At 74.9% G+C, this 11,122-nt stretch carries 10 protein-coding genes; 3 read left to right on the top strand and 7 right to left on the bottom strand.

The window, feature by feature from the left end:
* The first annotated feature begins 149 nt into the window (after positions 1 to 149).
* Entirely contained in the window at positions 150 to 2,897 is a 2,748-nt protein-coding gene (locus ACWF41_RS13455; protein WP_380324686.1) for a DEAD/DEAH box helicase, read from the top strand.
* Positions 2,898 to 2,924: 27 nt separating this feature from the next.
* On the opposite strand, the gene ACWF41_RS13450 is transcribed toward ACWF41_RS13455, so the two are convergent.
* Positions 2,925 to 3,680, bottom strand: coding sequence for a sulfite exporter TauE/SafE family protein (locus ACWF41_RS13450; protein ID WP_380324689.1), 756 nt, complete (start codon positions 3,678 to 3,680; stop codon positions 2,925 to 2,927).
* A 31-nt stretch (positions 3,681 to 3,711) separates the two neighbouring features.
* Here ACWF41_RS13450 and ybaK point away from each other — a divergent pair, with 31 nt between their 5' ends.
* The gene (gene ybaK / locus ACWF41_RS13445) at positions 3,712 to 4,212 is read left to right on the top strand and encodes a Cys-tRNA(Pro) deacylase (protein ID WP_380324692.1); all 501 of its coding nucleotides are present in this window, start codon (positions 3,712 to 3,714) and stop codon (positions 4,210 to 4,212) included.
* A gap of 27 nt (positions 4,213 to 4,239) precedes the next feature.
* Here ybaK and ACWF41_RS13440 read toward each other — a convergent pair whose 3' ends face one another.
* On the bottom strand, positions 4,240 to 4,638 hold the full coding sequence (locus tag ACWF41_RS13440; protein ID WP_380324695.1) for a YccF domain-containing protein: 399 nt from the start codon (positions 4,636 to 4,638) through the stop codon (positions 4,240 to 4,242).
* Positions 4,639 to 4,737: 99 nt separating this feature from the next.
* On the opposite strand from ACWF41_RS13440, the gene ACWF41_RS13435 reads away from it, so the two are divergent.
* Positions 4,738 to 5,502 (top strand): YggS family pyridoxal phosphate-dependent enzyme, encoded by a 765-nt coding sequence (locus tag ACWF41_RS13435; RefSeq protein ID WP_380324698.1) that lies wholly within the window; start codon positions 4,738 to 4,740, stop codon positions 5,500 to 5,502.
* A gap of 7 nt (positions 5,503 to 5,509) precedes the next feature.
* On the opposite strand, the gene murQ is transcribed toward ACWF41_RS13435, so the two are convergent.
* From murQ to ACWF41_RS13410, 5 genes are read right to left on the bottom strand one after another with little or no spacing between them, the layout of a single operon-like run.
* Positions 5,510 to 6,493 (bottom strand): N-acetylmuramic acid 6-phosphate etherase, encoded by a 984-nt coding sequence (murQ, locus tag ACWF41_RS13430; RefSeq protein WP_380324701.1) that lies wholly within the window; start codon positions 6,491 to 6,493, stop codon positions 5,510 to 5,512.
* The gene (locus tag ACWF41_RS13425; RefSeq protein WP_380324704.1) at positions 6,490 to 7,767 is read right to left on the bottom strand and encodes an anhydro-N-acetylmuramic acid kinase; all 1,278 of its coding nucleotides are present in this window, start codon (positions 7,765 to 7,767) and stop codon (positions 6,490 to 6,492) included. Before ACWF41_RS13425 ends, murQ begins: the two co-directional genes overlap by 4 nt.
* Positions 7,764 to 9,329, bottom strand: coding sequence for a glycoside hydrolase family 3 N-terminal domain-containing protein (locus ACWF41_RS13420; RefSeq protein WP_380324707.1), 1,566 nt, complete (start codon positions 9,327 to 9,329; stop codon positions 7,764 to 7,766). The genes ACWF41_RS13425 and ACWF41_RS13420 overlap by 4 nt, the downstream gene beginning before the upstream one ends.
* Positions 9,326 to 10,153 (bottom strand): carbohydrate ABC transporter permease, encoded by an 828-nt coding sequence (locus tag ACWF41_RS13415; protein ID WP_380324710.1) that lies wholly within the window; start codon positions 10,151 to 10,153, stop codon positions 9,326 to 9,328. Before ACWF41_RS13415 ends, ACWF41_RS13420 begins: the two co-directional genes overlap by 4 nt.
* Positions 10,150 to 11,121: a carbohydrate ABC transporter permease gene (locus tag ACWF41_RS13410; protein WP_452182678.1), complete on the bottom strand. Its 972-nt coding sequence runs from the start codon at positions 11,119 to 11,121 to the stop codon at positions 10,150 to 10,152. Before ACWF41_RS13410 ends, ACWF41_RS13415 begins: the two co-directional genes overlap by 4 nt.
* Position 11,122: the final 1 nt, after the last annotated feature.

Below are 11,122 nucleotides of genomic sequence, written 5' to 3'. Positions count from 1 at the left end.
CCATGATCCGTGGTGCTCTCGGACCTCCCCTGGTCCCTGCCTGCCCCCACCCCCGCTTTGGGTTTGTTACCTTTCCCCCCCTCAAAACGGGAGAAGAAACAGGTCAGCACGCTCGTTGCTCTCGGCGGGGCCTGGAAGAATGGCCGGCGATGACCTCCCCGACCTCGCACGACCCCGCCCCCCGCCCCGCCGGCACGCTGCTGCCCTACCTGCCCGCCCCCACCGGAGGGGCGCCGGACCCCGACGTGCTGTTCGAGGGCTTCGGCGAGTGGGCCGCGGGCACGGGGCGCCCGCTGTACCCGCACCAGGAGGAAGCCCTCCTCGAGCTGATGACGGGCTCGCACGTGGTGCTCGCGACGCCCACCGGGTCGGGCAAGTCCATGGTCGCGATGGGCGCCCAGTTCGCGGCGCTCGCGAACCGCCGCTCGGGCCGCGGCGGCCGCACCTTCTACACCGCGCCGCTCAAGGCGCTGGTGAGCGAGAAGTTCTTCGACCTCGTCGCCGCGTTCGGGTCGCGCAACGTCGGCATGATGACCGGCGACTCCGCCGTCAACGCGGACGCCCCGATCATCTGCTGCACGGCGGAGATCCTCGCCAACCTGGCGCTGCGGCGCGGCGACGACGACGGTCCGGGGGGCGACGGCGCGGACAGCACCGTCGACGAGGACGACGCGATCGCGCAGGTCGTCATGGACGAGTTCCACTTCTACGGCGACCGGCAGCGCGGCTGGGCGTGGCAGGTGCCGCTGCTGGAGCTGCCGCGCACGCAGTTCCTGCTGATGTCGGCCACGCTCGGCGACACCACCCGCCTGCGCGAGGACCTGGAGGAGCGCAGCGGCCGCCCCGTCGCGGAGGTCGCGGGCGCCGAGCGCCCGGTGCCGCTGACGTTCTCCTACGTCGTCGAGCCGCTCACCGACGTCATCACCGAGCTGGTCACCACGCACCGCGCGCCCGTCTACGTCGTGCACTTCACACAGAAGGACGCCGTCGAGCGCGCCCAGGCGCTCCTGTCCACGAACCTGGCGTCCAAGGACGAGAAGGCCGCCATCGCCGCCGAGATCGGCGCGTTCCGGTTCGGCACCGGCTTCGGCAAGACGCTGAGCAAGTTCCTGCGCGCGGGCGTCGGCGTGCACCACGCGGGGATGCTGCCCAAGTACCGGCGGCTCGTGGAGCGGCTCACCCAGCGCGGGCTGCTCAAGGTCGTGTGCGGCACCGACACGCTCGGCGTCGGCATCAACGTGCCCATCCGCACCGTGCTGATGACGTCGCTGGTGAAGTACGACGGCGAGCGCATGCGCCACCTCACCGCGCGCGAGTTCCACCAGATCTCCGGCCGGGCCGGGCGCGCCGGCTTCGACACCGTGGGCGAGGTGCTCGTCATGGCGCCCGAGCACGTCATCGAGAACCGCAAGCTCCTCGCCAAGGCCGGCGACGACCCCAAGAAGCTCAAGAAGGTGGTGCGCAAGAAGGCGCCCACCGGGGCCGTGAACTGGACCGACTCCACGTTCGAGCGGCTGCGGGACGCCGACCCGGAGCCCCTGACCAGCCAGTTCCACGTCAACCACGCCATGGTCCTGAACGTGCTCGCCCGCACCCGCGACGAGCGCGGCGGCGCCGACCCCGTGGAGGCGATGCGGCACCTGCTGACCGCGAACCACGACACCGAGTCGCAGCAGGCCGAGCACGTGCGCCAGACGTTCCGCATCTACCGCTCGCTGCGCGTCGCCGGCGTCGTGGAGAAGGTGCGCGTGCCCGACCCGTCGCGCCCGGCCGGCTACCGCCCCAGCGTGCGGCTCGTCGTGGACCTGCCCCGCGACTTCGCGCTCAACGCGCCGCTGTCGCCGTTCGCGCTCGCCGCGATGGACCTGCTCGACGTGGAGAGCCCGACGCACGTGCTCGACGTCGTCTCCGTCATCGAGGCGACCCTCGACGACCCGCGCCAGATCCTCTACGCCCAGCAGTCCAAGGCGAAGGGCGAGGCCGTCGCGGCGATGAAGGCCGAGGGCATGGAGTACGAGGAGCGCATGGAGGCGCTCGAGGACGTGAGCTGGCCGAAGCCGCTCGCCGACCTGCTCGAGCCCGCCTTCGCCACGTACAAGCGGGCCAACCCGTGGGTCGCGGACGCCGAGCTCGCGCCCAAGTCCGTGGTGCGGGACATGCTCGAGCAGGCGATGACGTTCGCCGAGCTCGTCAGCGTGTACGGCCTGGAGCGCACCGAGGGCGTGGTGCTGCGCTACCTCGCGGACGCCTACCGCGCGCTGCGCCAGGTGGTGCCCGAGGAGCACCGCTCCGAGGAGGTGCACGAGGTCGTCGAATGGCTCGGCGAGCTGGTGCGCGGCGTCGACTCGTCGCTCCTGGACGAGTGGGAGCGCCTGCAGAACCCGGTCGACGACGACGCGGACGCCGTCGTCGAGGGCGAGCTCGCCGAGGCCGGCGCGGAGGCGCCCGCGCGCCCCGTCACCGGCAACCCGCGCGCGTTCCGCCGCCTGGTGCGCAACGCGACGTTCCGCCGCGTCGAGCTCGCGGCCCGCGAGGACTACGACGCGCTCGGGCGGCTCGACGGCGCGCACGGCTGGGACGGGGACGCCTGGGCGTCCGCCCTCGACCCGCTGTTCGAGACGCAGGGCGACGACGCCGTCAGCATCGGCCCCGCCGCCCGGTCCGCCGCCCTGCTCACGGTGCTCGAGCCGGGCGCCGAGCTGCCCGGCGGCGCCACCACGACCACACCGGACGGCGTGGAGGTCGCCGAGGTGCCCGCGGGCACGTGGTGGGTGCGCCAGGTGCTGGACGACGCCGACGGCGACCACGACTGGGCGATCACCGCGCTCGTGGACCTCGCCGCCAGCGACGAGGCGGGGGCGGTCGTGCTCACCGTCGTGGACGTCGGGCGCATCTAGCCCGGCCCGGCGGGCCGACGAGCGACGTCAGGCGAGGTGGGCGAGCCCCTGCGCGAAGGTCGCCGCCCCGCCGACGTACGCCAGCACGATCAGCCCGCGCCGGACGGCCGCCGCGGGCACGCGCGGCGTGAGCCAGTCGCCGACCATCAGGCCGGCCACGATCGCGGCCAGCACGACCACCCACTGCCAGAGGGCGAACGGCGGGAACGACGCGTCGGTGAGCGTCAGCTTGGCGGCGAGCGCGGCGAGCGCGTTGGTGGCGAAGAAGGGCTGCGCCGTCGCGGCGAAGGCGCGCGGCTCCCAGCCGCTGAGCACGGAGTAGATCGCCACCGGCGGGCCGCCGATGCCCGCGGCCACGCTCCCGACGCCGCTCGCGACACCCGTGACGACCAGCGGCGCCCGGGCCCCCGGCCGCACGGGGTGCCGGCCGTCGCGCCGCAGCCGCGTCGTGACGACGGCGAGCGTCATCGCGACCACGACGAGAGCCCCGACGGCGACCTCGAGCGCCGCGCGGCTCGCGTCGCGCAGCAGCAGGGCGGCGGGCACCATCACCAGCACGGACGTGGTGGCGAGCCAGGCGTAGCGCCGCCAGTCCACGTCGCGCACCACGCGGCCCAGGATGAGCGCGGACGCGATCGAGCCCGCCAGGTTGACGAACAGCACGCCCTCGAGCGGGCCCACGAGCAGCACGATGAACGGACCGGCCACCAGGCCGAAGCCCATGCCCGTGACCCTCTGAAGAGCCCCTCCTACCAGGATCGCGAGGACGAGGAGCAGGAGCACCGCACCACCCTACTCAGGCACAATCGACGGCGTGTCCAAGAAGAAGACGCACGCCTCGCACGGCACGCCGGCGCTCGTCGCCCTCGACCGGGCCGGCGTCGCCTACGACCAGCACGCCTACGAGCACGACCCCGCGTCGGAGCTGAGCTACGGGCTGGAGGCGGCCGGGGCGCTCGGCGCGGACCCGGCCCAGGTGTTCAAGACGCTCCTGGCGGACGTCGACGGGCGGCTCGTCGTCGGGATCGTGCCCGTGGACGGCAGCCTCGACCTCAAGGCCCTGGCGCGCGCCGTCGGCGGCAAGCGGGCGGCGATGGCGGACCCGGCCGCCGCGCAGCGCGCCACCGGCTACGTCGTGGGCGGCATCTCGCCGCTCGGGCAGAAGCAGCGGCACGCCACCGTGCTCGACGAGTCCGCGGCCGGCTTCGACGTCGTCTACGTGTCCGGCGGGCGCCGGGGGCTGGACGTGTCCCTCGCCCCCGACGACCTGCTGCGCCTCACGGACGGGACGACGGCGCCGATCGCCCGCGCATAGCGCGGTCGCGCCGTTCGGCAGCGCCGCTCAGTGCTGATAGGTCGGGTACCGGGCGTCGCTGGGCACGATGTCCTTGCCGAGCGGCAGCAGCGAGATCGGGATCATCTTGATGTTGGCGATCGCCAGCGGGATGCCGATGATCGTGATCGCCTGCGCGATCGCCGTCGTGATGTGGCCGATGGTGAGCCAGATGCCGGCGAAGACGATCCAGATGATGTTGCCGAGCACGGACCAGCCGCCCGCGCCGGGCTTGTCGACCACGGTGCGGCCGAACGGCCACAGCGCGTAGCCGGCGATCCGGAACGACGCGATGCCCCACGGGATGGCGACGATCGTGATGCAGCACAGGATCCCGGCGGCGGCGTAGCCGAGCGCCAGCCAGAAGCCGCCGAAGACGAGCCAGATGATGTTGAGCAGGGCCTTCACCCCACCATCCTCGCCCGCCGGCGGCGCGGCGCACCACCCGGGATCCCCCTGACGCGACCCTGGTCCGCCGAGGGCTCGGGCGTTCGTAGACTGGCGTCCATGCCCACCGATCGTCCCGGGATCCCCGCACGCCTGGCCGCCGTCCACGACCGCGCCGCCGCGGCCGCCCGGGCGGCGGGGCGCGACCCGCGCGAGGTCCGCGTGCTGCTGGCCACCAAGACGCAGGACGCCGCGACCGTGCTCGAGGCGGTGCGGGCGGCCGTCGACCTCGCCGCCGCGGCCGGCGACGACCGGCCCGTCCTCGTGGGCGAGAACCGGGTGCAGGAGCTCGTCGCCAAGGCCCCCGCGCTGGCCGACCTGGTCGCGGCCGGGCGGGTCGAGGCGCACCTCATCGGGCACCTGCAGAAGAACAAGGTGAACGCCGTCCTGGGCGCGGCGACCGCCGTCGACTCCGTCGATTCCCTCGCCCTGGCCCAGGCCCTCTCGACGCGCTGCGCCCGCGACGGCCGCACGCTCGACGTCCTCGTGCAGGTCAACGTCTCCGGCGAGGAGAGCAAGTCCGGCGTCACGCCCGAGGACGCCGTCGCGCTCGCCCTCGACGTCGCCGCGCTTCCCGGCCTGCGCCTGTGCGGCCTCATGACGATCGGCGCCCGCTCGGACGACGACGCGCGGGTGCGCGCCGGCTTCGCCCGCCTGCGCGCCGTGCGCGACGAGGTGCTCGCGAGCGGTGCGCCCGGCACCGCCGACGCCCGCGAGCTCTCCATGGGCATGACCGGCGACCTGGAGCTCGCCGTCGCCGAGGGCGCCACCGTCGTCCGCGTCGGCAGCGCGGTCTTCGGCGCGCGCCCCACCCCCGCGCCGTAGAGCGCGGCTACCGCGGCGGGGCGGAGCCCAGGCGCGACAGCGCGCCGCGGACACCGTCGCCGCCGGCGAGGGCGGCGCGGGCGGCCGCGGCGTCGACGCCGGCGAGCAGCATCACGAGCGCCACCTGCACCTCCCCGTCGGCGTCCGCGAGCACGGGCGCGCACACCTCGGGCGTGAGCCCCGTGGCCTGGCTGAGCAGCCGCACGAGGCGGGCGCGGAGCTTGGCGTTGGTGGCGCGCACGTCGACCATGAGGTTCGAGTACGTCTTGCCGAGCCGGATCATGGTGGCCGTCGAGAACGTGTTGAGCACGATCTTCTGCGCGGTGGCGGCCTTCATGCGGGTGGAGCCGGTGACGGCCTCGGGGCCCGTGTCGACGAGGATCGCCACGTCCACGAGGTCCGCGAGCGGGGCGGACGGGTTGGCGCTCACGAGGGCGGTGCGGGCGCCGCGCTCGCGGGCCAGCTCCAGCGCGCCGCCCACGTACGGCGTGCGGCCGGAGGCGGCGAGGCCGACCACGAGGTCGTGCGGGCCCACGTCGTCGAGGTCGCGGCGGCCCGCCTCGGCGTCGTCCTCGGCGCCCTCGACGGCGAGGGTCATCGCGTCGGGGCCGCCCGCGAGGTGCGCGTCGAACCACTCGGTCCCGACCCCGTACGTCGGCGAGAGCTCGACGGCGTCGAGCACGCCGAGGCGCCCGGAGGTGCCCGCGCCGGCGTAGTGCACGCGCCCGCCCGCGCGGATCGCCTCGACGGCGAGCTCGACGGCCTGCGTGACCCGGAACCGCTCGGCCCGCACCACGCTCGCGACCCCGGCGTCCTCGTCGAGGATGAGCCGCACGACGTCGGCCGCGGGGAGCAGGTCGATGTCGGTGGTGCGCGGGTTGCGCTCCTCCGTCGGCGAGACCATCCGCGCGACGGCGAGCAGGTCCTCCGGCGCGTCGGCGGGCGCGCCCGCGGGGGTGCCGGAGGGGTCGGGGGCGTGCTCTCCGCTCATCGGGTGCTTCCTCTCGGGGTCGTCAGGTGACGCGGCCGGGCCAGGTGGTCCGGCGGCGAGGTCGCGAGGACGAGTCGCGTGACGGCGCCCCTGACGGGGGCGACGGGCAGCGGCGTCGGCGGGGTCAGCGACCCGAGCACGACGGGGCGGCGGGCGCCGGTGGCCTGCCGCCGCTGCGGCCCGGCGGCGGTGCCGGGCACACCGTGCACGCCGAGGAAGCCGAGCAGGGCGAAGAGGTACGCCTCCTTGCCGTCCACGGGCATCCCCAGCTCGTCGGACGTGACGAGGGTCGTCGTGGCGGGCAGGTGCGCCCGCAGCCGCTCGACGAGCACGGGGTTGCGCGCACCCCCGCCGGAGATCACCACGCGGCCGACGCCGGCGGCCGGGCCGTGCTCGGCCAGCGACCGCGCCACGGTGACGGCGGTCAGCTCGGTGAGCGTGGCGACGAGGTCGGGGGTGCTCAGCCGGTCCGCGCCCAGCCCGGTGGCGGCGAGCCGCGTCGCGACGTACTCGCCGTCGTAGAGCTCGCGGCCGGTGGAGCGCGGCACGGGCAGGTCGTAGTACGGCTCGCCGAGCAGCGCGTCCAGGGCGTCGCGGTCGACGGCGCCCTGCGCGGCGAGCTCCCCGTCGCGGTCGAACGGCCGGCCGGTCAGACGCTGGACGGCGTGGTCGACGAGGCAGTTGCCGGGCCCGGTGTCCCAGCCGAGGACGGGGGCGCCGTGCGCCCCGACCACGGTGACGTTGGCGATGCCACCCACGTTGAGCGCCGCGGTGTCGCGCGCCCCGTCCTCGCCGTCGTGCCCGAGCCACAGCGCGTCGAGGACGCTGACGAGCGGGGCGCCCTGGCCGCCGGCGGCGACGTCCGCGACGCGGAAGTCGCTGACCACCGGCCGCCGCGAGCGCTCCGCCACCCACGCCGGGTTGCCGAGCTGCAGCGTGCCGCGCGTGCGGCCCGCGACCACCCAGTGGTGCAGCGTCTGGCCGTGCGAGGCGACGAGGTCGGCGTCGCCGCCGGCGAGGTCGTCGACGGCCCGCCGCGCGGCGGCCCCGAGCTCCTGCCCGACGAGCGTGTCGAGCTGGCACACCTCACCCATGTCGACGGGGGCGGGCGGCAGCGCCGCGAGGATGCGGCGGCGCAGGTGGTCGGGCCAGGGATACTCGGCGTGGCCGAGCGGGCGCAGGTGCAGCGTCCCGTCCGCGCGCAGGTCGAGGTCGGCGGCCGCGGCGTCGATCGCGTCGACGCTGGTGCCCGACGAGACACCGATGACGATCATCGCCTCACCTCCGCGCGGGATCCAGCGAGCAGCGCGACCGCCGCCGCGGCGTTGGCCCGGCCGGTGCCGCACGCGAGCACGGTCGCGGGCAGGCCGCCGGGCAGCGCGGCGAGCCAGCGCTCCCCCGCCGCCGGGACGCCGGTGTGCACGACGACGAGGCCGGGCCGCGCCTCCTGCAGCGCGGCCAGCCGGGAGTGCTCGACGCTGCCGGGGACCGGCTCGCGCGTCACGACGACCAGCGGCCGCGCCCCCGCGGGGGCCCGCAGGGCCGCGTCGAGAGTGGCGTCGAGGGCCGCGTGCACGTCGGCGTCGGGCCAGCGCTCCGCGATCGCGCGCTGCACGTGCGTGGCGGTGCGGCCGGCGGCGTGGTCGAGGCGCAGGCGCAGGTCGACGACGTCGGGCGCGCCCGGGAGGACGGGCGACGGCCCGACCCCGCGCACCGCCCGCCGCGCGGCCTCCGCCCCGACGGCGGCGAGCTCCACCAGCGCGCGCCGGGCGTCGGTCGTGCCCGCGCCCACCGCCGCGCGCCGGGCGCGCAACCGCGCCACCAGCGCGTCGGTGCGGCGCCGGGACGCGGCGAGCCGCTCGGGGGTGACGCGCCCCGTGCGGAGCGCCTCGACCAGCGCGTCGACGGCGGAGCGGAACAGCCCCTCGTCCTCGCGGCCCGAGGTGGTGCCGAGGCAGAGCAGGTCCGCGCCGCCCTCGACGGCGCGCACGGCGGCCTCCCCCACGTCCGCGCCGTCGGAGACGGCGCGCATGTCCAGGGCGTCGGTGATGACGGGCCCGGCGTGGCCGAGCTCGCGGGCGAGCGCCGCCACGGCCGGCTCGAGCGACGCCGGGGCCGGGCCGACGGCCGGCACGACGACGTGGGCCGTCATCACCGTGTCGAGGGCGGGCGCGTCGTCAGGGCCGGCGCCGTCGTCCGCGAGCGCCGCGGCGAAGGGCACGAGGTCCCTGCGACGCAGCGTGCCGAGGTCGGCGTCGACGACGGGCAGCTCCAGGTGGGAGTCGACGGTGGTCGACCCGTGCCCCGGAAAGTGCTTGGCGCACGTGCCCGCTCCCCCACGCTGCAGCCCCCGCGCGAAGGCCGTACCGTGCCGCGCGACCACCTCCGGGTCGGTGCCGAACGCGCGCACGCCGATCACGGGGTTGCCCGGCGCGTCGACGTCGAGCACGGGCGCGAGGTCGAGATCGACCCCGGCGGCGGTGAGCAGCCGCCCGAGCGCCTCGCCGGCGGAGCGGGTCAGGGCCTCGTCGCCGGCCACCCCGAGCGCCGCAGCGCCGGGCAGGGACGACCCGGTCGCCGCCTCGAGCCGCGACACGTCGCCGCCCTCCTCGTCGGTCGCGACCAGCAGGTCCGGCGCGACGTCGTGCAGGGCCGCCGTGAGCGCGGCCGTCGTGTCCAGGTCCGGGGTGTTGTGCCCGAAGAGCACGACCCCGGCCAGCCCGGAGCGCGCGGCGTCGGCGAGCCACGGCGGCACGGTGGTGCCCGAGAATCCGGGGAGCAGCACGCCGTGCACGGCGCGCAGGACCACGTCAGCCGTGGCGTCGGGCGCGCTCATCCCTTCACCGCCCCGGACGTCAGGCCGGAGGCGAGCCGCCGCTGGACCAGGATGAAGAAGATCATCACGGGCACGGTGATGATGGTCGAGGCCGCCATGATCGAGCCCCAGTCGTTGGAGTGCTGCCCGAAGAACGACCGCAGCCCGATCGCCACCGTGTAGTTCTGGGTCTCGCCGCCGAGCAGCGTCATGGCGAAGACGAACTCGTTCCACGCCGTGATGAAGCTGAAGATGCTGGTGGCCACCAGCCCCGGCGCGACGAGCGGCAGCAGGATCGAGCGGAACATCCGACCCCAGGTGGCGCCGTCGAGGTAGGCGGCCTCCTCGAGCTCCACCGGCACGGCGGCGACGAAGCCGCGCAGCATCCAGATGCCGAACGGCAGCGCCAGCGCGACGTACACGACGACCAGGCCGGTGAGCGTGCCCAGCAGGTGCAGGTTGCGCACCTGCACGAACAGCGGGATGACGAGCGCCTCGAGCGGCACCATCTGGATCACGAGCACGAGCATGAGCACCTGCGTGCGCAGCCGGAACCGGAACCGCGCGACGGCGACCGACGCCAGCAGGGCGAGCAGCGACGACGCGAGCACCGTCAGGAGCGCGACGAGCAGCGAGTTGCGCAGGAAGACGTCGAAGCCGCCGTCGGTGAGCACGAACTCGAAGTGCTCGAGGGTGGGCTCCGCGGGCACGAACGACGAGCCGCGGCCCGCCTTGCCGTCGAAGGCGCTGACGAGCATCCAGTACGCCGGGAACAGCGTGAAGACGAGCAGCAGCGCGACGGCCACGCCCTTGCCCACCTGCGTGGCGGTCCTCGGCCGGCTCACAGCTCGTCCTCCTTCAGGATGGTGCGCACGTACGCGACGGTGATGCCGAGCAGCAGCAGGGTGAGCAGCACCGCGATCGCGGCGCCGAAGCCGTACCGGTTCTGCCCGAACGACTCGGTGTACGACCAGACGCCGAGATTGAGCACGTCGCGGTTGCTGCCCGCGCCGCCGGGCATGAGGTAGACCTGCGCGAAGACCTTGAAGTCCCAGATGGTCGACAGGATGATCACGACGGCGAAGATCTGCTTGAGCTGCGGCACGATCACCGAGAAGAAGCGGCGCCACGGCCCGGCCCCGTCGATCTGGGCGGCCTCCAGCAGCTCCTTCGGCACGCCGAGCAGGCCGGCGAGCACGGTGATCGCCACGAACGGGAAGCCGTGGTGCACCACGTTCAGCAGCACGATGGCGTAGAACGACCACCGGTCGGTGAACCAGTTCACGGGCGCGTCCTGCAGCCCGAGGCCCTGCAGCACGTGGTTGAACACGCCGCGGTCGGCGTCGAAGATCCAGATCCACACGTACGTGCCGGTGACGGCGGGCATCGCCCACGCCGCCATGATCGCGCTGGAGACGATGGTGCGCCAGACACGTCCCAGCGAGGCGAGCAGCACCGCCACCGCGGTGCCGAAGACCACCGTGCAGGACACCGACAGGACCGCGAACACCACGGTGTTCGGCAGCACCACGGCCCACAGCTGCTCCGAGGTGAAGACCTCGGTGAAGTTGTCGAGGCCGATCCAGTTCGGCTCGCCGGAGACGATCTCCTTGAGCCCGTAGTCCTGCAGGGAGAACAGCACGACGCGCACCAGCGGCCACAGGAGCAGCACGGCGAGCACGAGCAGCGCGGGCGTCAGGAGCATCCACGGCCGGGTGCGCGCCAGGAGCGACCGGCCGGGCGGGCGGCCCCCCCCGGGCCCGGGCTGCTGCCCGGGCCCGGCGGGGACCGCGACGGGAAGAGTGCTCGTCATC

The organism is Isoptericola sp. NPDC055063 (genome assembly GCF_053608125.1).
This window is presented reverse-complemented; position numbering and strand designations above follow the sequence as displayed.